The organism is Streptomyces sp. NPDC046925 (assembly GCF_040644915.1).
GTDB lineage: Bacteria > Actinomycetota > Actinomycetes > Streptomycetales > Streptomycetaceae > Streptomyces.
The window spans coordinates 1496156-1518003 of record NZ_JBEYWZ010000001.1 but is presented as its reverse complement, the minus strand read 5'-3'; the positions used below and the strand labels follow the sequence as shown (position 1 = coordinate 1518003).

Annotated in this window: 17 protein-coding genes; 8 read left to right on the top strand and 9 right to left on the bottom strand. The window is 70.2% G+C overall.

All coding sequences use genetic code 11. The features are described 5' to 3' along the window. The 6 genes from treS to ABZ906_RS06285 form a co-directional block, all read left to right on the top strand. Positions 1–1626, top strand: a 1626-nt coding sequence (treS, locus tag ABZ906_RS06310; protein ID WP_361377971.1) for a maltose alpha-D-glucosyltransferase, incomplete at its 5' end; no start/stop codon positions are given. A 14-nt stretch (positions 1627–1640) separates the two neighbouring features. After that, positions 1641–2981 carry a phosphotransferase gene (locus ABZ906_RS06305; protein ID WP_361377968.1) on the top strand — a complete coding sequence of 447 codons (1341 nt, stop codon included), beginning with the start codon at positions 1641–1643 and terminating at the stop codon, positions 2979–2981. 4 nt (positions 2982–2985) lie between these two features. Further along, positions 2986–5238: a 1,4-alpha-glucan branching enzyme gene (gene glgB / locus ABZ906_RS06300; protein WP_361377965.1), complete on the top strand. Its 2253-nt coding sequence runs from the start codon at positions 2986–2988 to the stop codon at positions 5236–5238. A gap of 145 nt (positions 5239–5383) precedes the next feature. Further along, positions 5384–6385, top strand: a complete 1002-nt coding sequence (locus ABZ906_RS06295) for an LLM class flavin-dependent oxidoreductase (RefSeq protein WP_361377962.1) — start codon at positions 5384–5386, stop codon at positions 6383–6385. Positions 6386–6425: 40 nt separating this feature from the next. Continuing rightward, positions 6426–8783, top strand: coding sequence for an excinuclease ABC subunit UvrA (locus tag ABZ906_RS06290; protein ID WP_361377959.1), 2358 nt, complete (start codon positions 6426–6428; stop codon positions 8781–8783). 216 nt (positions 8784–8999) lie between these two features. Next, positions 9000–9869: a glycoside hydrolase family 16 protein gene (locus ABZ906_RS06285; RefSeq protein ID WP_361200733.1), complete on the top strand. Its 870-nt coding sequence runs from the start codon at positions 9000–9002 to the stop codon at positions 9867–9869. 10 nt (positions 9870–9879) lie between these two features. Here ABZ906_RS06285 and ABZ906_RS06280 read toward each other — a convergent pair whose 3' ends face one another. The 4 genes from ABZ906_RS06280 to ABZ906_RS06265 form a co-directional block, all read right to left on the bottom strand. Next, positions 9880–11403 carry an FGGY-family carbohydrate kinase gene (locus ABZ906_RS06280; protein WP_361377956.1) on the bottom strand — a complete coding sequence of 508 codons (1524 nt, stop codon included), beginning with the start codon at positions 11401–11403 and terminating at the stop codon, positions 9880–9882. A 12-nt stretch (positions 11404–11415) separates the two neighbouring features. Continuing rightward, positions 11416–12210, bottom strand: a complete 795-nt coding sequence (locus ABZ906_RS06275) for an SDR family oxidoreductase (RefSeq protein WP_361200749.1) — start codon at positions 12208–12210, stop codon at positions 11416–11418. 121 nt (positions 12211–12331) lie between these two features. After that, positions 12332–12748 carry an SRPBCC family protein gene (locus tag ABZ906_RS06270; protein ID WP_361200717.1) on the bottom strand — a complete coding sequence of 139 codons (417 nt, stop codon included), beginning with the start codon at positions 12746–12748 and terminating at the stop codon, positions 12332–12334. An 83-nt stretch (positions 12749–12831) separates the two neighbouring features. Continuing rightward, positions 12832–13842, bottom strand: a complete 1011-nt coding sequence (locus tag ABZ906_RS06265; RefSeq protein ID WP_361377953.1) for an aldo/keto reductase — start codon at positions 13840–13842, stop codon at positions 12832–12834. 142 nt (positions 13843–13984) lie between these two features. Here ABZ906_RS06265 and ABZ906_RS06260 point away from each other — a divergent pair, with 142 nt between their 5' ends. Next, a complete protein-coding gene (locus tag ABZ906_RS06260) occupies positions 13985–14950 on the top strand; it encodes a LysR substrate-binding domain-containing protein (RefSeq protein WP_361377950.1) in 966 nt (321 codons plus the stop codon). A gap of 10 nt (positions 14951–14960) precedes the next feature. Here ABZ906_RS06260 and ABZ906_RS06255 read toward each other — a convergent pair whose 3' ends face one another. From ABZ906_RS06255 to ABZ906_RS06240, 4 genes are all read right to left on the bottom strand, one after another. Continuing rightward, complete coding sequence (locus tag ABZ906_RS06255) at positions 14961–16472, bottom strand: acyl-CoA synthetase (protein ID WP_361200711.1); 1512 nt, start codon at positions 16470–16472, stop codon at positions 14961–14963. Positions 16473–16535: 63 nt separating this feature from the next. Beyond that, positions 16536–17282: a succinate dehydrogenase/fumarate reductase iron-sulfur subunit gene (locus ABZ906_RS06250; RefSeq protein WP_361200709.1), complete on the bottom strand. Its 747-nt coding sequence runs from the start codon at positions 17280–17282 to the stop codon at positions 16536–16538. Beyond that, entirely contained in the window at positions 17279–19252 is a 1974-nt protein-coding gene (locus ABZ906_RS06245) for a fumarate reductase/succinate dehydrogenase flavoprotein subunit (RefSeq protein WP_361200707.1), read from the bottom strand. Before ABZ906_RS06245 ends, ABZ906_RS06250 begins: the two co-directional genes overlap by 4 nt. A 3-nt stretch (positions 19253–19255) precedes the next feature. After that, a complete protein-coding gene (locus ABZ906_RS06240; protein ID WP_361200747.1) occupies positions 19256–19927 on the bottom strand; it encodes a succinate dehydrogenase in 672 nt (223 codons plus the stop codon). A gap of 135 nt (positions 19928–20062) precedes the next feature. Here ABZ906_RS06240 and ABZ906_RS06235 point away from each other — a divergent pair, with 135 nt between their 5' ends. Beyond that, the gene (locus tag ABZ906_RS06235; RefSeq protein ID WP_361200705.1) at positions 20063–20941 is read left to right on the top strand and encodes a LysR substrate-binding domain-containing protein; all 879 of its coding nucleotides are present in this window, start codon (positions 20063–20065) and stop codon (positions 20939–20941) included. Between the two features lie 136 nt (positions 20942–21077). Here the strand turns inward: ABZ906_RS06235 and ABZ906_RS06230 are convergent, their stop codons facing one another. Continuing rightward, the gene (locus tag ABZ906_RS06230; RefSeq protein WP_361377947.1) at positions 21078–21839 is read right to left on the bottom strand and encodes a VOC family protein; all 762 of its coding nucleotides are present in this window, start codon (positions 21837–21839) and stop codon (positions 21078–21080) included. Between the last annotated feature and the right edge of the window lie 9 nt (positions 21840–21848).

The window sequence follows — 21848 nt, the reverse complement described above, 5'->3', positions numbered from 1 at the left end:
TTCCAGGACAGCAACGGCGACGGCATCGGCGACCTCAAGGGCATCACCGCCAAACTCGACTACCTCCAATGGCTCGGCGTCGACTGCCTCTGGCTACCCCCGTTCTTCGAATCGCCGTTGAAGGACGGCGGTTACGACGTATCGAATTACACGGCGGTGCTGCCCGAATTCGGCGACCTCGCCGATTTCGTGGAGTTCGTCGACTCGGCCCACCAGCGCGGCATCCGCGTCATCATCGACTTCGTCATGAACCACACCAGCGACCAGCACCCGTGGTTCCAGGCCTCGCGCACCGACCCCGAAGGCCCTTACGGCGACTACTACGTCTGGGCCGACGACGACAAGCAGTACGCCGACGCCCGCATCATCTTCGTCGACACCGAAGCCTCCAACTGGACCTTCGACCCCGTCCGCAAGCAGTACTTCTGGCACCGCTTCTTCTCCCACCAGCCCGACCTCAACTACGAAAACCCCGCCGTCCAGGAAGAAATCATCTCCGCCCTGCGCTTCTGGCTCGACCTGGGCATCGACGGCTTCCGCCTCGACGCCGTCCCCTACCTGTACGCCGAAGAGGGCACCGACTGCGAGAATCTGCCGCGCTCCCACGCCATGCTGAAGCGCGTCCGTTCCGTGATCGACGCGCATTATCCGGACACCGTTCTCCTCGCGGAGGCCAATCAGTGGCCCGAGGACGTCGTGGACTACTTCGGCGACTTCGAGAAGGGCGGGGACGAGAGCCACATGGCGTTTCACTTCCCCGTGATGCCGCGCATCTTCATGGCCGTCCGGCGCGAATCGCGCCATCCCGTCTCAGAGGTCCTTGCCAAGACCCCGGCCATTCCGGCGGGCTGCCAGTGGGGCATCTTCCTGCGCAACCACGACGAGTTGACCCTGGAAATGGTCACCGACGAAGAGCGCGACTACATGTATGCGGAATACGCCAAAGACCCCCGCATGCGGGCCAACATCGGCATCCGCCGCCGCCTGGCCCCCCTCCTGGACAACGACCGCAACCAGATCGAACTCTTCACCGCCCTGCTGCTCTCCCTGCCCGGCAGCCCGATCCTCTACTACGGCGACGAGATCGGCATGGGCGACAACATCTGGCTCGGCGACCGCGACGCCGTACGCACCCCCATGCAGTGGACCCCCGACCGCAACGCCGGCTTCTCCTCCTGCGACCCCGGCCGCCTCTACCTGCCCACCATCATGGACCCCGTCTACGGCTACCAGGTCACCAACGTCGAAGCCTCCATGAGCTCGCCCTCCTCACTCTTGCACTGGACCCGCAGGATGATCGAGATCCGCAAACAGAACCCCGCCTTCGGCCTCGGTTCCTACACGGAACTCCCCTCCTCCAACCCGGCCGTCATCGCCTTCCTGCGCGAATACAAGGACGACCTCGTCCTGTGCGTCCACAACTTCTCCCGCTTCGCCCAGCCCACCGAACTCGACCTGCAAACCTTCAACGGCCGCCACCCGGTCGAACTGATCGGCGGAGTGCAGTTCCCCGCCATCGGCGAACTGCCCTATCTGCTCACCCTGGCCGGACACGGCTTCTACTGGTTCCGCCTGCACGAGGAGCTGCACCCGCGCCGCCCGGCGGAACCCGACGTGCACCTCTGAAGGGACGTGACGCAATGCTGGAGACCGCTACGCAGTCGCGCGGCAGCCTCACCCCCACGACGCTGCTCACCTCGCTCGACGGTGTGCTCCAGGAGTGGCTGCCGAAGCAGCGGTGGTTCGCGGGCAAGGGCCTGCCCATCACGGAACTGACCGTGGTGTCGATGACCGAGCTGCACCCGGGCTGCATGCATCTGCTGATCCGCTCCCGGCACACCGGAACACGCGACGGCTGCTACCAACTGCTGCTCGGCGTGGACGAGGACCCGCCGCCCCGCCTCCAGCGCGCCGTCATCGGCCGCCCGACCCAGGGCCCCCTCCAGGGACTCACCGTCTACGACGCCCTGCACGACCCCCGGTCGGCCGCACTGCTCCTCGAACGCCTCCGCACGCCCGGCGCGGCGGGCCCGCTGCGCTTCGAACGCGACGGACAGACCGAGGTGCCCTCCGGGCTCACCCCCCGCGTCCTGGACGGAGAGCAGTCCAACACCTCACTGGTGTACGGCGATTCGTTCATCCTGAAGATCTTCCGCCGCATCCAGTACGGCATCAACCCGGACCTGGAGGTCCCCTGGGCCCTCGGCCGCGAGGGCTGCTCCCGGGTACCCGCTCCCGTCGCCTGGTTCTGGACCGCCGAGCCGCGCCGAACGACGCTCGGCGTGCTCCAGCCGTTCCTGCGCGATGCCACCGACGGCTGGACCATGGCCCTCCAAGCCCTCGCATCGGGCGACGACTTCACCGACGAGTCGTACGAGCTGGGGCGCGCCACCGCCGAAGTGCACCTGGCGCTCGCCCAGGTGTTCGCGCCCGACCTCCCGGACCGGCAAGGGGGTCACCGGCTCGCGTCAGCGATGATCACACGCCTGGAGGCCACCGCCCGTCAGGTGCCGGCGCTCGTGCCGTACATGGCCCGCCTGAAGGCCGCGTACGGCGTCCTCGGGGCACGGGTCCCCGGCCAGCCCGACCAGCGGATCCACGGGGACCTGCACCTCGGTCAGGTCCTGTGGGCCGGACAGCGGTGGTTCGTCATCGACTTCGAGGGCGAACCGGCCCGCCCGATCGCCGAGCGCAGGCACACCCAGGCCCCCGTACGCGACATCGCGGGCATGCTCCGCTCCTTCGAATACGCGGCCCACGCCACCCGCCCCTGGCAGCCCCAGTGGGCGCAGCGCTGCCGGGAGGCCTACTGCGCGGGGTATGCCGCCGAGTCCGCGTGGGATCCGCGAAAGCAGGGCGCGCTCCTGCGGGCCTACGAGACGGACCGGGCGGTGTACGAAGCGCTGTACGAGGCCAGGCACCGCCCTGACTGGCTGCCCGTTCCCATGGCCGCCATCGACCGTCTGGCGAAAGGGACCTGAATCCGTGGTCACCACCGATGTATCCGCGCCCGCTCGCGCGGCCGCCCCGCACACGCCGCTCGCCACCGGACGGCCGGAGCTCGACGCGGAGAGCCGCAGACGCCTCCTTGCGGGCACACACCACGACCCGCACTCCGTGCTCGGCGCGCATCCGGTGACCGGAGGTGTCGCCTTCACGGTCCTGCGTCCGTACGCCGGGGCGGCGACGCTCGTCATCGGGGAGCGGACCACGGAACTGGCCGGCACGGGAGACGGCTTCTTCTCGTGCGTTCTGCCGCTCGAGGAGATCCCCGAGTACGCGCTGCGGATCTCGTACGACGGCCGGGACGTCGAGTTGCAGGACCCCTATCGCTTTCTGCCCGCCCTGGGCGAACTCGATCTGCATCTGATCGGTGAGGGCAGGCACGAGGAGTTGTGGACGGCCCTCGGCGCACACACGATGACCCACCAGGGCGTCACCGGCACCCGTTTCACGGTGTGGGCGCCCAACGCCTTGGGGGTGCGGGTCTGCGGGGACTTCTGCCGCTGGGACGGCACCGCCCATCCGATGCGTTCGCTCGGCTCGGCCGGCGTATGGGAACTGTTCGTTCCCGGAGTCGGCGAGGGAGACCTCTACAAGTTCGACATCACGCGCCCCGACGGCACCCATACGGTGCGCGCGGACCCGATGGCCCGCCGCTCGGAAGTGCCGCCCGCGACCGCCTCGGTGGTCACACGGTCGAGCCATGTATGGGCGGACGAGGCATGGATGGCGGGCCGGGCGGAACGCCCTGTGGTCCAGTCGCCCTTCTCCGTGTACGAGGTGCATCTGCCGTCCTGGCGGCAGGGGCTGAGCTACCGTCAGCTTGCCGGCGAGCTGACGGAGTACGTCGCCGACGCGGGTTTCACGCACGTGGAGTTCCTGCCGGTGGCCGAGCATCCCTTCGGCGGCTCGTGGGGCTATCAGGCGACGGGCCTCTACGCGCCGACCTCCCGCCTGGGCACACCGGACGACTTCCGGTATCTGGTCGACACGCTGCACCAGGCGGGCATCGGCGTGATCGTGGACTGGGTGGCGGCCCACTTCCCCAAGGATGATTGGGCACTTGCGGCATTCGACGGCACACCGCTGTACGAGCCGCAGGATTCCCGCCGTGCCGAGCACCCGGACTGGGGCACGCTCACCTTCGACTTCGGCCGTCGCGAGGTGCGCAACTTCCTTGTGGCCAACGCGAGTTATTGGTGCGAGGAATTCCACATCGACGGCCTGCGCGTGGATGCCGTCGCCTCGATGCTCTACCTCGACTACTCGCGCGAGGACGGCCAGTGGGCGCCCAACGAACACGGCGGCCGGGAGAACCTGGACGCGGTGTCCTTCCTGCAGGAGATGAACGCGACGGTCTACCGACGCAATCCCGGCGTGGTCACCATCGCCGAGGAGTCGACCGCGTGGGACGGCGTCACGCGGGCCACCCACCACACCGGTGGCCCCGGAGGCTTCGGCGGCCTGGGTTTCGGCCTGAAGTGGAACATGGGCTGGATGCACGATTCCCTGGAGTACGTCCGGCACGAACCGGTGCACCGGCAGTACCACCACAACGAACTGACCTTCTCCATGGTCTACGCGTACAGCGAGAACTACCTCCTGCCGATCTCCCACGACGAGGTCGTGCACGGCAAACGGTCCCTGGTGTCGAAGATGCCCGGCGACTGGTGGCAGCAGCGCGCCAATCACCGCGCCTACCTCGCCTACATGTGGGCCCACCCCGGCAAGAAGCTCCTCTTCATGGGGCAGGAATTCGCCCAGGGCGGCGAGTGGTCGCACGAACACGGCCTTGACTGGTGGCTCCTGGACGAGTCCTATGCGGCGCGAGGGGACCACGCCGGTGTACAGCGGCTGGTGCGCGACCTCAATCACCGGTACCGGTCCGCCCCCGCCCTGTGGGAGCGGGACTCGGACCCCGGCGGCTTCGCCTGGGTCGAGGCCGACGCAGCCGGGGACAATGTGGTGGCGTTCCTGCGCCACGCGGCCGACGGGACTCCGCTCCTGGCCGTCTCGAACTTCTCCCCGGTGGTCCGCCACGACTACCCGCTCGGAGCGCCCGCGACGGCCGGTGCCTGGCGGGAGTCGCTCAACACCGATGCGGCCCACTACGGAGGGGGCGACGTGCGCAACCCGGACGCGCTGAAACCGGTCTCCGAGCCCTTCGGGGCTTTCCCTGCCCGACTCCACGTGACGCTTCCTCCGCTGGCCACGCTGTGGCTGCGTCCGGAGTGAGGGTGCCGCGGTCCGGCCCGCCCGCCGTGTCCCGGACCGTTCCGATCCGTTCCGTTCCATGGAGATCAGAAACACCTTGCCCGCCCCGCTGACCTCACGGATCATTGACACGGCAGAGGCGATCAGTCAGGCAAAGGGGTCTCGCGTGGAAGCCACCCGGTTCTCCGTCCTCGACCGTTCCCGCACCCGCGAGGGGCACGACGGACCCGAGGCCCTGCGCGACACCGTGCGTCTGGCCCGGGAACTCGAAGAACTCGGCTACCACCGCTTCTGGGTGTCGGAACACCACGCGGTGCCGGGCGTCGCGGGCTCCGCGCCGACCGTCCTCGCCTCGGCCGTGGCCGCCGCGACGCGCACCATCCGGGTCGGCACCGGCGGCGTGATGCTGCCCAACCACCAGCCCCTCGTCGTCGCGGAGCAGTTCGGGGTCCTCGAAGCGCTCTTCCCCGGACGCATCGACATGGGGCTCGGCCGCTCGGTGGGCTTCACGGATGGGGTGCGCAAGGCCCTCGGCCGGGACAAGCACGACGCGGACGACTTCGCGGCGCAGCTCACCGAGCTTCTCGGCTGGTTCCGCGGCACGTCGGACACCGGAGCGCACGCCCGGCCCGCCGAGGGTCTGACCGTCCCGCCGTTCGTCCTGGCCATGGGCGAGGGCGCCGCCATCGCGGCGCGGGCCGGTCTCCCCATGGTCATCGGCGACATCAGGAGCCGCGAGAAGATGCTCCGCGGCATCGACCAGTACCGCTCGTCCTTCCGGCCCTCACCGTGGTCGAGCGAGCCGTACGTCGTCGTCTCGGGCACCGTCGCCGTCGCCGGGACGCCCGAGGAGGCCCGCCGCCTGCTGATACCGGAAGCCTGGTCGATGGCCCACGCGCGCACCCACGGAACGTTCCCGCCCCTGCCGCCGGCCGAGCGCATCGAGTCACCGGCGACGACGATGACCGAGAAGGAGCGCGGTTTCTACGAGTCCGGGCTCCTCGGCCACATCCACGGCACCGAGGAGCAGGTGGCCGCTGAACTGGAGACGCTCATCAAGGAGAGCGGGGCGCAAGAAGTCCTGGTCACGACCAGTACGTACGACCGCGAGGGCCTTGTGGACTCCTTCCGGCGCCTGTCCCGGGTCGCGGGACTGGCCGCGACCTAGAATCGTGGGGTTTGCCCCCGAGCCGCGTACGGAGTCCCCCATGCACAGCCCCCATGATCCGTTCGTACGTGTCCGGGGCGCCCGCGAGCACAATCTGCGCAACGTCGACGTGGACGTCCCGCGTGACGTGCTCGCCGTCTTCACCGGTGTCTCCGGCTCGGGCAAGTCGTCGCTCGCCTTCGGGACGATCTACGCGGAGGCCCAGCGCCGCTACTTCGAGTCCGTCGCCCCGTACGCCCGGCGTCTGATCCATCAGGTGGGTGCGCCGAAGGTCGGTGAGATCACCGGTCTGCCTCCGGCGGTCTCGCTCCAGCAGCGCCGCTCGGCGCCCACCTCGCGCTCCTCGGTGGGCACGGTCACGAACCTCTCGAATTCGCTGCGCATGCTGTTCTCGCGCGCCGGCACCTATCCCGAGGGCGCAGAGCGGCTCGACTCGGACTCCTTCTCGCCGAACACGGCCGCCGGTGCCTGCCCCCAGTGCCACGGCCTGGGCCGCGTACACCGCACCAGCGAGGAGCTCCTGGTCCCCGATCCGTCCCTCTCCATCCGCGAGGGCGCGATCGCGGCCTGGCCCGGAGCGTGGCAGGGCAAGAACCTGCGGGACGTACTCGATGCCCTGGGTCATGACGTCGACCGCCCCTGGCGCGAGCTGCCGCAGGCGGACCGGGACTGGATCCTGTTCACGGACGAGCAGCCCGTGGTGACGGTGCACCCGGTGCGGGACGCCGACCGCATCCAACGCCCCTACCAGGGAACGTACATGAGCGCCCGGCGCTATGTGATGAAGACGTTCTCGGACTCCAAGAGCCAGACGCTGCGGGCCAAGGCCGAGCGGTTCCTGGCGAGCGCCGACTGCCCGGCGTGCGGCGGCAGCAGGCTGCGCCCGGAGGCGATGGCGGTCACGTTCGCGGGCCGCACCATCGCCGATCTCGCCGCGCTGCCCCTGTCGGAACTGGCCAAGGCCCTGGAGAGCGGCACGGGTTCGGAGGCGGCCCGCGTCCTGACCGACGACCTCCTGGCCCGCATCGCCACCATCACCGAGCTCGGCCTCGGCTATCTCAGCCCGGACCGCGCCACGCCCACCCTCTCGGCAGGCGAGCTGCAACGGCTGCGTCTGGCAACCCAGTTGCGCTCCGGTCTCTTCGGCGTCGTGTACGTCCTGGACGAGCCGTCGGCTGGTCTGCACCCGGCGGACACCGAGTCCCTGCTCACCGTCCTCGACCGGCTCAAGGCGGCGGGCAACTCGGTCTTCGTCGTGGAGCACCATCTGGACGTCATGCGCCACGCGGACTGGCTCGTCGACGTGGGCCCGGACGCCGGTGAGCACGGCGGGCAGGTGCTGCACAGCGGCCCGGTGGCGGATCTGGAGGGCGTCACGGGGTCCGCGACGGCCCGCTTCCTCTTCGGCCGCGAGACCGCTCCGGCACGCGCGGTGCGTACCCCGCGCGGCTGGCTGAAGGCGGGCCCCGTGACCCGGCACAATCTGCGTGACGTGACGGCCGATTTCCCGCTGGGCGCCTTCACCGCGGTCACCGGCGTCTCCGGGTCGGGCAAGTCCACGCTCATCGGAGAGATCACCGAGGACCTGGAGGGCGTGGGGCGGCTGGTCCGCGTCGACCAGAAGCCGATCGGTCGCACGCCCCGCTCCAATCTGGCCACCTATACGGGCCTCTTCGACGTCGTGCGCAAGGTGTTCGCGGCCACGGACGCGGCGCGGGAGCGGGGGTACGGCGTCGGGCGCTTCTCGTTCAACGTCGCGGGCGGGCGGTGCGAGACCTGCCAGGGTGAGGGGTTCGTGAGCGTCGAGCTGCTCTTCCTGCCCAGCACGTACGCGCCGTGCCCCGACTGCGGGGGTGCGCGCTACAACCCCGAGACCCTCGAAGTGGCGTACCACGGACTGAACATCGCGCAGGTGCTCGACCTGACGGTGGAGGCGGCCGCGGAGTTCTTCGCGGACACCCCGGCCGTGGCCCGCAGCCTGCGCACGCTCCTGGACGTGGGGCTCGGCTATCTGCGCCTCGGCCAGCCCGCGACGGAGCTCTCGGGCGGCGAGGCCCAGCGCATCAAGCTGGCGAGCGAGTTGCAGCGGGTGCGGCGCGGTCACACGCTCTACCTCCTGGACGAGCCGACCACCGGGCTCCACCCGGCCGACGTGGAGGTCCTGATGCGCCAGCTGCACGGCCTGGTCGACGCGGGCCACTCGGTGGTGGTCGTCGAGCACGACATGGCGGTGGTGGCGGGCGCGGACTGGGTGATCGACATGGGTCCCGGCGGCGGTGAAGAGGGCGGTCGCGTGGTCGCTTCGGGGCCGCCGGAGGCGGTGGCGGGGGCCGAGGGGAGCCGGACGGCGCCGTATCTGGCGCGGGCGGCGGACGGCGGCCGTTTCAGGTCGCGGTGAGGTTGCGGTGAGTTGGTACGCACCAACTCCTTGACGGCGCACCGCGGGCTGCCTTAAATCAAGTACTGAACAAAGCGGCGGGGTTGATCACTCGCCGCGTTCAGTTCTCGATGTCGGGTTGTCATGCGCATGTCTTGACAGCCCGCGCGAGACGCCCCAACACCCCCGGCACTACGCACCCCCCACTCTCTCGCCACCCCCACGTGAAGCGATGTGATGACAGTGCACACCTCCTGGCGCCGCCGTGCGGCGCTCTCCACGGTCGCCCTTGCCTGCTGCGCCTCGGCCCTGGCCGGACTCCCCTCCGGAGCGTCGGCGGCCCCCACCCCCGCCTCCGCCGCGGCGGCCGCCACCTTCACCGACGACTTCAACGGCCCCGCCGGGTCGGCGGTCGACGGCGGCAAGTGGCAGATCGAGACCGGCGACAACGTCAACAACCACGAGCGGCAGTTCTACACCTCGGGCAACAAGAACGCGGCGCTCGACGGCCAGGGCAACCTGGTCATCACCGCCCGCAAGGAGAACCCCGAGAACTACCAGTGCTGGTACGGCAAGTGTGAGTACACCTCCGCCCGGCTCAACACCTCGGGCAAGTTCACGCAGACGTACGGGCATGTCGAGGCCCGGATGAAGGTGCCGAAGGGGCAGGGCATGTGGCCCGCGTTCTGGATGCTCGGCGCCGACATCGGCAGCGTCGGATGGCCCCAGAGCGGCGAGATCGACATCATGGAGAACGTCGGCTTCGAACCGGGCACCGTCCACGGCACCCTGCACGGCCCCGGCTACTCGGGCTCGGGCGGCATCGGCGCGGGCTACACGCTGCCCGGCGGCGAGGCGTTCTCGGACAAGTTCCACACCTTCGCGGTGGACTGGTCGCCGAACAAGGTCACCTGGTCGGTGGACGGCAACGTCTACCAGACCCGCACCCCGGCCGACCTCGGCGGCAAGCAGTGGGTCTTCGACAAGCCGTTCTTCGTGATCCTCAACCTCGCGGTCGGCGGCTACTGGCCCGGCGACCCGGACGGCAACACGACCTTCCCGCAGCAACTCGTCGTCGACTACGTCCACGTGACGACCAACGACTAGGCGTCCGCGTCTAGTTGAGCTCGGCCAGCCGGTGCGCGGCCTCGCGGGTTGCCGGATACAGGTCCAGATAGAGGCCGTAGAGCCGGTCATAGACGGTCGAGGCGGTCGCCTCCGGGGCGATCACCTCGACCGTCGGGTTCCAGTGGGCGATGTCGCCCGGCTCCGCGAGCCCGGCGCCGACCGCGGCGAGGAACGCGTCGCCGTACGCGGCTCCGATGGTGTGCCGGGGCAGGTGCTGCTCGCGCCCGGTCACGTCGGAGACGATCCGGGTCCACAGCGCACGGGCGCCGCCGCCGACCGCGACCAGCCGGTCGGCGGCGGCGCCCGCCTCGGTCATGGCGGCGAGATTGTGCCGGACGCCGTACGCGGTGGCCTCCAGGGCGGCCCGGTAGAGATGGCCGCGGCCGTGCCGCAGCGTCAGGCCGTGCACGAGCCCCCGCGCGTCGGGGTCGAAGAGCGGGGTGCGCTCCCCCGCGAAGTAGGGCAGCATCAGCAGACCCTCGGCGCCGGGCGGCAACGCGGCTGCCTCCGCGGTCAGTTGCTCGTACGAGGTGCCGGTGAGGTCACGCAGCCATCCGGTGACCGCACCCGACGTGGCCATCCCGGCGGCCAGGCAGTACGTGCCGGGGAACGCGCCCGCCGTGCCCCACAGGCGCGGGCTGGTCAGCGGCTCCGGCACGATTCCCACCAGGAACATCGTCGTGCCGTACATGAGCATGAGGTCACCGGGAGCGGCGACGCCGACCCCGGCCGCCTCCGCCCAGGCGTCCACCGTCCCCGCGACCACAGGGGTGCCCGCGGGGAGGCCGGTGAGCGCCTGTGCCTCCCCGCTGACGGCGCCGACGACGTCGGAGGGCCAGACCAGTTCGGGCCACCGGAGGCCGGGGGCGATCTCCTCGCAGCGCTCCTCGATCCAGGACCGGGCCGCCAGGTCGTACAGCGGGGTGCACTGGCTCGCCGAGTGGTGGTCGAGGACGTACCGGCCGGTGAGGCGGTGCACGAGATACGAACTGGCCATGTACCAGCGGCGGGTGGCGCCGTAGGCCGCCGGTTCGTGGCGGCGCAGCCAGGCGAGCTTCGGGCCGATCGCCTGGCTGGTGAGGGGTGAGCCGCAGCGGCGGATGATCCCCTCGGGGCCGTAGCGCTCGTTCTGCTCGTCGATCTCGGCGCCGGCCCGCGTGTCGACGCCGTACAGGATGGCCGGGCGGACCGGGGTGCCCTCCTCGTCGACGGGGAGCAGGCAGGGCCCGATGCCGCTGACGCCGACCGCGGCGAGGGAGTCGCCCGCGGGAAGACCGGCCAGCAACTCCCGTGCCAGGGAACGGAAGTCGGCCCACCACACGCCGTCCGCGTCATGTTCGAACCAGCCCGGGTGCGGCGTGGACGTCGTGTGCTCACGCTGCGCCGAGGCGACGAGCGTGCCGTCCGGGCGGACCAGGACGCCCTTGGATGAGGACGTCCCGATGTCGACCCCGAGCAGGAGACCGGTACGGGACGCGAGACCGTTACTGGGCGGCGGGGTGGCGGAGGTCATGGCCACGGGATGTTACGGGACGATCGAGTCCACGTAACCCCCGTCCACCCGGAGTGCGCCGCCCGTCGTGGCGGAGGCCAGGGGGGAGCTGAGGTAGACCACCATGTGGGCGATCTCCTCCGGCTCGATGAGCCGCTGGATCAGGGACTGCGGGCGGTGCTTGACCATGAACTCCCGCTGCGCCTCGTCCCAGGGCAGCGCGGGGTCGACGAGTTCGTAGACGAAGTCCTCCACGCCGCCGGTGTGCGTGGGGCCCGCGATCACGGAGTTGACGGTCACGCCCGACCCTGCGGCCTCCTTGGCGAAGCCGCGGGAGACAGCGAGGAGCGCCGTCTTCGACGTGCCGTAGTGGATCATCTCGGCGGGGGTGACGAGTGCCGAGTCGCTGGCGATGTTCTGGATCCGTCCCCAGGAACGCTCCTTCATCCCCGGCAGGTAGTGCCGGATCATGCGGACGGCGGTCAGGACGTTGACCTCGAAGTAGCGGCGCCATTCGTCGTCGCTGATGTCGAGGGCCGGTGCGGCACCGAAGATGCCGAGGTTGTTGACGAGGATGTCCGCCCGGGGGACGGCGGCGAAGACCTGTGCGGCGCCTTCGTCGGTGGAGATGTCACCGGGAGCCCGCAGGAACTCCGCGGCTCCGTGCTCCCCCTTCAGCCGGTCGACGGCCTTGTCGACGGAGGCCGCGGTCCGTCCGTTGACGGCTACCGTGGCACCCGCCTTGGCCAGGCCGACCGCGATGGCCGCCCCGATTCCCTGGGTCGATCCGGTGACGAGGGCGGTCTTTCCGGAGAGATCGACGAGCATGCTGCGTACCTCCTGCTGTGGTGCGGTTGGCTGGTCCCCGTGCTTGACCCCCGCCGTGTCCCCCCGGCATCCAGTAGATCATTCGTGCGGGCCGGGCGGGTCGAACGCGGTTCGGCTCGCGTCAGGCGGCGAGGGTCTGCTTCAGGGCGGCGAGGCCGTCGCTGAAGATGCCGTGGAACAGGGCGACGACCTCGTCGTCGCCGACCCCCACCGGCGTGAAGACGCCGGACCACTCCACGCGGGACGCGTCCTGTCCGGGCGTCTCGTGCACGGTGAGGGTGGCCACGTAGTCGGTGGCGGGGAACGGGGCCTGGAGGATGGCGTAGCTGTAGGTGCGCGCCTTCTCGTCGAAGGTCAGCAGGCGCTCGATGATGACGCCGCCGTCCGCGCTCTTGAGGCTGCGCACGCGGCCGCCCTCGCTGGATTCGCTGACGGGGATGAACGGAAGCCAGTCGGGCAGCGAGTCGAAGCCGCCGATGAGCTGCCAGACGCGGTCGGCCGGTACGGGGAGCTCGACGGACGCGGAGGTGGAAGCCATGGTTTCTCCTTGAGGAGCCGTACGGATGTACGGACTTATGGGCTTACGGGTTTGCAGGGGTGGGTCAGGTCTACAGGAGCGCGTCAGGCGCTCGGCACCGGCGCGTCCGCGGCGATCAGCTTCTGTGCGCGCAGGTCGGCCCAGAACGCGGCCGGTACGGTCTCGCCGAGCGCGGCGACGTCCTCGGCGATGCGGCTGGGCTTGGTGGCCCCGGGGATCGCCGCGACCGTCGCCGGGTGGGCGAGGGAGAACTGCAGGGCGGCGGCCTTGATGCCGACCCCGTGGCGCTCGGCGAGGGCCTTGATGCGCTCGACCCTGGCGATGATCTGCGCGGGCGCCTTCTGGTACTCGAAGTGCTGACCGCCCGCCAGGATGCCCGAGCTGTAGGGGCCGCCCACGACGATGTCGACGCCCTGAGCCGCGGCGGCCGGGAGCAGTCGCTGCAGGGCGCGGTCGTGGTCGAGGAGGGTGTAGCGGCCGGCCAGGAGGAAGGCGTCGGGCTTCGGCTCGTCCAGGTCGAGAGTGAGTTCGAGGGGTTCCACGCGGTTGACGCCCAGACCCCAGGCCTTGATGACACCCTCGTCGCGCAGCCGGTCCAGGGTGCGGAAGGCGCCCGTGCGGGCTGTCTCATAGGCGGCCAGCCATTCGTCGCCGTAGAAGTCCTGCGCGACATCATGCACCCAGACGATGTCGAGCCGGTCCGTGCCGAGCCGCTTGAGACTGTCCTCTATGGAACGGAGGGTGGCATCGGCCGTGTAGTCGTTGACCATCTTGTTCGGGCGGCCGTGCTCGAAGAGGCCGCCCTTCTCGCCGAGGTCGCGCGCGGCGGGGTCCTCGACCTCGTCCAGGATGACGCGGCCGACCTTCGTGCTCAGGACGTACTCGTCGCGGGGGTGGCCCGCGAGGACGCCGCCGAGCCGGATCTCGGAGAGGCCCGCGCCGTAGAAGGGGGCGGTGTCGAAGTAGCGGATGCCCTGGTCCCAGGCTGCCTCGACGGTGGCCGCGGCCTCCTCGTCGGGGATGGCGCGGAACATGTTGCCGAGCGGGGCGGTGCCGAAGCCGAGCGCTCCGGGGAGGAGGGACGTGATGCTCATGGGAGGGTCCTCGCGGTGGTGGATTTACGACGGTTCCGGGGTGTCCGGCTTGATCCGTCGGCCTTGCGAGTTCGAGGTTAGGATCGATGCTTGAGACTGTCCAAGACTCGCTTGGACACACTTGAGTCCTCTGAGGTCTTACATGCTTGACCTGCGACAACTCCGCTATTTCGTGGCCGTCGCCGAGACGGAACACGTCGGGCGGGCGGCCGAAGCCCTGCACATCTCCCAGTCACCGCTCAGCCGCCAGATCGCCCAGCTGGAGAAGCAGCTCGGACTCGCCCTGTTCGAACGCAGCCAGCAGCGCATCCGCCTCACCTCCGACGGCCGGGTCTTCCTGAGCGAGGCCCGCGCCCTGCTGCGGCACGCGGACCGGCTGGAAAATCTCGGCCTGCGGCTGGGCCGTGGCGAGGAGGGCGGCCTCTGCATCGGATACGTGGGCGACGCCATGCACACCGGCGTCCTGCCGGGCGCGCTGCGCACCCTCCAGGAACAGCGCCCCGGCATCCACGTCGCCCTCTACAGCCTCCCCACGGCGGAGCAGTTCGAGGGCCTGCGCCAGCGCAGCCTGGACATCGCGCTGGTCCAGGAGCCGCCCGCGCGGGACGATCCGGATCTCCTTGCCGCACCCCTCCTCGAAGACCCGCTGCTGCTGGCGCTGCCCGCCTCCCATCCGCTGGCCGCGCAGGCCGAGTTGACGCCCGCCGACCTGGACGGCCAGGCGTGGATCGCCGTCGAGAACTCCAGGGATCCGGCCTGGCGCGACACCTTCCTCGCGTCGTGCGTGGCGTCCGGCTTCACCCCGGACATCCGCCTGGACGCCGCCGAACCGCTCACCGCGCTCGGCCTGGTCGCCTCCGGTCTGGGCCTCGCGCTCATCCAGCGGAGCATGGTGCGCGGCACGACGGACGGCGTCGCCGTACGCGAACTGCCCTGGCACAAGGCGTCCGTTCATCTGTGGGCGGCCTGGCACCACATCGACCTGCGGCCGGTGGTGGCGTCCTTCCGCGAGACGGTCCTGGCGAGCGGCGGCACAGACACCCGCACCGGCACCGGCACCGGCACTGGCACTGGCACTGGCACTGGCACTGGCACCGATATCGGCTGACCCCGCCCGCTCACTCCCAGTACGACCTGCGCAGCGCGGACTTGGCCAGCTTTCCGGTGGGCGTCCGGGGCAGCGAGTGCGCGAAGTCCACGGAACGCGGCGCCTTGTAGTGGGCGAGGCGCTCCCGTACGAACTCGACCAGCTCACGCTCCAGTTCGGGCCCCGCGGTCGCGCCCTCGGCCGGCTGCACCACGGCCTTGACCGCCTCCCCCATCTCGGCGTCCGGCACCCCTATCACCGCGACGTCCGCGACCGCCGGATGCAGGACGAGACAGTCCTCGGCCTCCTGCGGGTAGACGTTCACGCCACCCGAGATGATCATGAATGCCTTGCGGTCGGTGAGGAAGAGGTAGCCGTCCTCGTCGACGTGCCCGATGTCCCCCGTGGTGGTCCAGTTCGGATGCACCGGGTGCTGTGCCTCGCGGGTGCGTTCGCCGTCGCCGTGGTAGGTGAAGGGCACCTCGTCGCGCTCAAAGTAGACGATGCCGGTCTCGCCGCTCGGCAGCAGGTCGCCCGACTCGTCGCAGATCCGCAGTTCGCCGAGGAAACCGTCCCTGCCCACGGAGCCGGGCTTGCGCAGCCATTCCTCGGGCGAGATGAACGTGATGCCGTTGCCCTCCGTCGCCGCGTAGTACTCGTACAGGACGGGCCCCCACCACTCCATCATCCGCTGCTTGACCTCGACGGCGCAGGGCGCCGCGGCGTGTATCGCGATCTTCATCGAGGACAGGTCGTAGCGCCCGCGCACCTCGGCGGGCAACTTCAGCATCCGTACGAACATGGTCGGCACCCACTGGCTGTGCGTGACCCGGTGCCGCTCGACCGCCGCCAGGGCGCCCTCCGCGTCGAAGGAGTCCATGAGGACGACCGTGCCACCGAGCGCCGTGACGACTCCGCAGAATCTGAGCGGGGCCGCGTGGTAGATCGGGGCGGGCGAGAGATAGACGGTGTCCTCGCCGAAGCCGTACATGGCCTGGAAGATCAGTACGTAGGTGCTGGGATCTTCGCGCACGTCCCCTTCGGGCAGCGCGGGCTGGATGCCCTTGGGGCGCCCCGTGGTGCCGGAGGAGTAAAGCATGTCGGTGCCGCGCGGCTGGTGGGCGGGCGGTTCGGCGGACGCGGACTCCAGCGCCTTCTCGTACGTCCCGTCGTCGAGCCCGAGCAGGACCGGCGGCCCCCCGGCCAACTCCACGACGCCCGCGCCGAATTCGGCGAGCGACCCGGAGATGACCAGCGCCTTCGCCCCGCAGTCACGGACGATGTAGGCGGCCTCGTCCGCCGAGAGGTGGTGGTTCACGGCGGTGAGATAGAGGCCCGAGCGCAGCGCCGCCCAGTAGACCTCCAGAGCGCGCGGGTCGTTGTCGCAGAGCAGGGCGAGGTGGTCGCCCCTGCGCAGACCTGCGGCCCGCAGATGATCCGCGAGCCGCAGGGAGCGTTCTTCGAGTTGTCCGTAGGTGAGGGTCCGTGTGCCGTCGGCGGTGACGACGGCCGTCCTTGCGGGGTCGTACGCTCCCGGGTGCATGCGGCGAAGGTACCCCAGCGCCCTGACGGAACATCAGACCCCGTACGGAGCCGGCTGCCGAAGCTAGCGGCTGACCTTCCGGGTGGCCCGCAACCACTCCTTGTTCATCGCGGAGATGGACGGCAGCGGAATGCCCTTCGGGCAGGCGGTCGCGCACTCGCCGGTGAGCGTGCAGCCGCCGAAGCCCTCCTCGTCCATCTGCGCCACCATGTCGAGCACCCGTGTCTCGCGCTCGGGCGCGCCCTGCGGCAGGACTCCCAGGTGGTTGACCTTGGCCGAGGTGAACAGCATCGCCGAGCCGTTGGGGCAGGCGGCGACGCAGGCGCCGCAGCCGATGCACTCCGCGTGCTCGAAGGCGAAGTCCGCGTCCGGCTTCGGCACGGGAGCGGCGTGCGCCTCGGGGGCCGCGCCGGTGGGGGCGCTGATGTAGCCGCCGGACTGGATGATGCGGTCGAAGGACGAGCGGTCGACGACCAGGTCCTTGACGACCGGGAAGGCCGCGGCGCGCCACGGCTCGATGTCGATCGTGTCGCCGTCCTTGAAGGACCGCATGTGCAGCTGGCAGGTGGTGGTGCGCTCGGGTCCGTGCGCGTCGCCGTTGATGACGAGCGAGCACGCGCCGCAGATGCCCTCGCGGCAGTCGTGGTCGAAGGCGACGGGGTCGTCGCCCTTGACGATGAGCTCTTCGTTGAGGGTGTCCAGCATCTCCAGGAAGGACATGTCGGACGAGATGTCGTCCACCTCGTAGGTGGACATGGCGCCTTCGGCGTCGGCGTTCTGCTGGCGCCAGACGCGCAGGGTGAGCTTCATGCGTAGCTCCGCTGGGTGGGGTGGACGTACTCGAAGACGAGGTCTTCCTTGTGGAGGGCGGGAGCCTGGCCGGTGGCCGTGAACTCCCAGGCGGCGGCGTAGCCGAACTCCTCGTCGCGGCGGGCCGCTTCGCCGTCCGGCGTCTGCGACTCCTCGCGGAAGTGGCCGCCGCAGGACTCGGCGCGGTGCAGGGCATCGAGGCACATCAGCTCGGCGAGTTCCAGGTAGTCGACGATGCGGTTCGCCTTCTCCAGGGACTGGTTGAACTCCTCGCCGGTGCCCGGCACCTTGAGGCGGCGCCAGAACTCCTCGCGGATCTGCGGAATGCGTTCGAGGGCCTTGCGCAGCCCCGTCTCGGTACGGGCCATGCCGCAGAACTCCCACATGAGCTCGCCGAGTTCACGGTGGAAGGAGTCGGGCGTGCGGTCGCCGTCGACGGCCAGGAGCCGGGTGATGCGGTCGGCGGTCTCGTCGAGCACTTCCCGTACGACGGGGTGGTCGTCGGAGATCTCGTCGTGGTGCGGATTGCGGGCGAGGTAGTCGTTGATCGTCGACGGCAGTACGAAGTAGCCGTCGGCCAGGCCCTGCATCAGGGCCGACGCGCCGAGGCGGTTCGCGCCGTGGTCGGAGAAGTTGGCCTCGCCGACCGCGAACAGGCCGGGGACGGTGGTCTGCAGGTCGTAGTCGACCCAGAGTCCGCCCATCGTGTAGTGCACGGCGGGGTAGATCCGCATCGGCGTCTTGTACGGGTCCTCGTCGGTGATCCGCGCGTACATGTCGAAGAGGTTGCCGTACTTGGCCTCGACCGCCTTCTTGCCCATGCGCTTGATGGCGTCGGCGAAGTCGAGGTAGACGCCCTGGCCGCCGGGGCCCACTCCCCTGCCCTCGTCGCACACGTTCTTCGCGGCGCGTGAGGCGATGTCGCGGGGCACGAGGTTGCCGAAGGAGGGGTAGATGCGCTCCAGGTAGTAGTCGCGCTCGTCCTCGGGGATCTTGTTCGCCGGGCGGTCGTCGCCCTGCGCCTTGGGGACCCAGATGCGGCCGTCGTTGCGCAGCGACTCACTCATCAGGGTCAGCTTCGACTGGTGGTCGCCGGTGCGCGGGATGCAGGTGGGGTGGATCTGCGTGAAGCAGGGGTTGGCGAAGTAGGCGCCGCGTCGGTGAGCCCGCCAGATGGCCGTGGCGTTGGAGTTCATGGCGTTCGTCGAGAGATAGAAGACGTTGCCGTAGCCGCCGGAGGCCAGGACCACCGCGTCGGCGAAGTACGTCTCGATCTTGCCGGTGATCAGGTCGCGGGCCACGATGCCGCGGGCCCGGCCGTCCACGACGACGACGTCCAGCATCTCCGTGCGCGGGTGCATCTCGACGTTGCCGGCCGCGATCTGCCGCGAGAGCGCCTGGTAGGCGCCGAGCAGGAGCTGCTGCCCCGTCTGGCCTCGCGCGTAGAACGTCCGGGAGACCTGTACGCCGCCGAAGGAGCGGGTGTCGAGGAGGCCGCCGTACTCGCGGGCGAACGGCACGCCCTGCGCGACGCACTGGTCGATGATCTCCACCGAGATCTGCGCGAGGCGGTGGACGTTGGACTCGCGGGCGCGGAAGTCGCCGCCCTTGACGGTGTCGTAGAAGAGGCGGTGGATGGAGTCGCCGTCGTTGCGGTAGTTCTTCGCGGCGTTGATGCCGCCCTGCGCGGCGATCGAGTGGGCGCGGCGCGGTGAGTCCTGGTAGCAGAACTGCACGACGTGGTAGCCCTGTTCGGCCAGCGTGGCGCCCGCGGAGCCGCCCGCGAGGCCGGTACCGACGACGATCACGGTGTGCTTGCGGCGGTTGGCGGGGTTGACGAGCTTGGCCTCGAAGCGGCGGGTGTCCCAGCGCTCGGCGACGGGGCCTTCGGGGGCCTTGGTGTCGACGACCGGCTCCCCGGTCGTGTAGTCGGCGTACTCACGGGAGGCGTGCTCACGGGAGGAATTCATCTGCTAGCTCACCACTCCGGTCATGACGGCCACGGGGACGACGACGAAGCCCGCCGTCAGGACGAGCGCGACGCCATTGGCGATGATCTTGAGGGCGCGGTCGCGGGTCGCCTTGCCCGCGCCCAGGGTCTGCGCGGCGCTCCACAGGCCGTGGCGCACGTGGAAGCCGAGGGCGACGACGGCGACGATGTAGATGACGTTGCCGTACCACGTGGAGAACGTGTCGATGATGTTCTGGTACGGGTGCAGGTGCTCGTAGCCGCCCGGGTGCACGGTGCCGGTCGTCAGGTCCAGGATGTGCCAGACGATGAACAGGGCGAGGATGATGCCGCCCCAGCGCATCGTGCGGGTGGCGAAGCTCTTGCCCGCCTTCTTGTTGACGTACTTGGCGGGGCGCGCCTTGATGTCGCGGCGGCTCAGTTGGTACGCGGAGACGGCGTGCGCGACGACGGCGACCACGAGGACGACACGGATCAGCCAGAGCGTCCACTCGTAGTGCATGAAGGGCTCGCCGACCGTGCGCAGCCAGTGGGCGTAGTGGTTGAGCTCCTCGGGCCCGAAGAAGATCTTCAGGTTTCCGATCATGTGGGCGATCAGGTAGAGCAGCATGATCAGGCCGCTCACTGCCATCACTGTCTTCTTGCCGACGGACGAGTCCCAGATCGTGCGCGTCATCGACGGCCGTTTTCGGTCCGTCCGCGTTGCCAGAGCCATGGAACCGACGCTAAGGCCGAAGGTCCCGATCGGTCCAAGAGATGGATCAGCTCATCTCGATAGCGACTGGCTATCATCGGCCGTACCCTGCTGTGTATGCAGTTCCAGCAGCTCCTCTACTTCGTGGCCGTCGCCGAGACCAGGCACTTCACCCGGGCCGCCGAGCAGGTGCACGTCTCCCAGCCCTCGCTCTCCCAGCAGGTCCGCGCCCTGGAGAAGGAGCTGGGCGCCGAGCTGTTCAGCAGGGCCCGCGGCAACATCGCGCTGACCGACGCGGGCGAGGCGCTGCTCCCGCTGGCCCGCCGCATCCTCGCGGACGCCGACACCGCGCGCATCGAGGTCCAGGAGCTGGCCCAGCTGCGCCGCGGCCGGATCCGCCTGGGGGCGACGCCCAGCGTCTGTACTGGCCTGCTGCCCGAGGTTCTGCGCGCCTTCCACGACCGGCATCCCGGCATCCAGCTCCTCCTGGAGGAAAGCGGCTCCCACGACCTCGTACGGGAGCTGGCGCGCGGCGCCCTCGACCTGGCCGTCGTGGTGCTCCCGCTGCCCAGTCCGTCGCCCGCCCTGACCACCGTGGAGCTGCTGCGCGAGGACCTGGTCGTCGTGTCGTCGCCGGACGCGCGGGGGTTCGGCGGCAAGCCGGTGCGGGTCGCGGATCTGCAGCGCGAACGCCTCGTGATGTTCCGGCACGGCTACGACCTGCGGGAGCTGACGGTCGCCGCCTGCCGGGCCGAGGGGTTCGAACCGGAGTTCGCCGTCGAGGGCGGCGAGATGGACGCGGTGCTCGGCTTCGTGCGGGCCGGGCTCGGGGTCGCGGTCGTGCCGCGCATGGTGGCCGAGCGGGCCGGGCGCGGCCTGCGGATGACGCCCCTCGCCCGGCCTTCCCTGCACCGCACGATCGCGCTGGCCCACCGCAGCGATGTGGCTCCGCCGCGGGCTGCGCGGGAGTTGCAGCGGATGTTGCTCGAGCGGTGAGGGTGGCTACCGGGCTGTGTTTCTCCGCGGGCCGGTGGGGCTTGATCGCGCAGTTCCCCGCGCCCCTAAGGGCGCTCAGCGCCCCGTCAGGGGCGCGGGGAACTGCGCGGCCCGCCCCCACCGGGCCCGCAGGTGACTAACCCACGGAGGGCAGGCCGCCGGTCTCAGGGTTCCTGATCGTCAGGCAGTACGTGCCGCCCGCCGGGTCCCGCATCACGATCCAGTGCGGGCCGCGCCAGACCGTCTCGGCGCCGAACGCCTCATGGCGCACGCGGTCCGCGTCGAAATCGGAGCAGGAGAAGTCCAGGTGCGCTCCGGCGGGCCCGTCGTCGTCCAGGCGCTGCAACAGAATTCGGATCGGCAGCCGGGGGGTCGGCTCCACGAGGTGGAACTCAGGGAGCGAACCCGGCCGCTCCGACCACCCCGTGAAGGCGGCCCAGAACGCCTTCTCCGCCTCCCACACCGCCGGCGGCACATCCAGACACACCTGGTCGAGGCGGCTCGTGGTCCCGTCGGGCGCGGCCAGCGGCTCGGGCCGTACGTGCTCGCCGTGCCACCTCACCACGCAGAACAGCTGCCCGCCCGGCGAGCGCAGCACCTCGAGGCCGTCCTCCGCGAAGACCGGGGCGGCCCCGAGCGCGCGGGCCTCGCGCGCCTTGGCGGGGACATCCTCCACCGCGAAGTCGAGGTGCGCGCCGCCGGGCCCTTGGACGGCCTGCGCCTTCAGGACGGCGTCGGCCCCGTCCGGCAGCAGGGTCACGAACTGGTCGTCCTCGCCCCGGAACGCGGAGAGCCGCGTTCCGGTGACCGCCGCCCAGAAGGTATGGGCCTGCGCGAACCGGTCCGCGGGCCGGTCCACGAAGGCGTACACCCAATGGATCTCTCCGGGCGTGGCCATGCTCCTCAG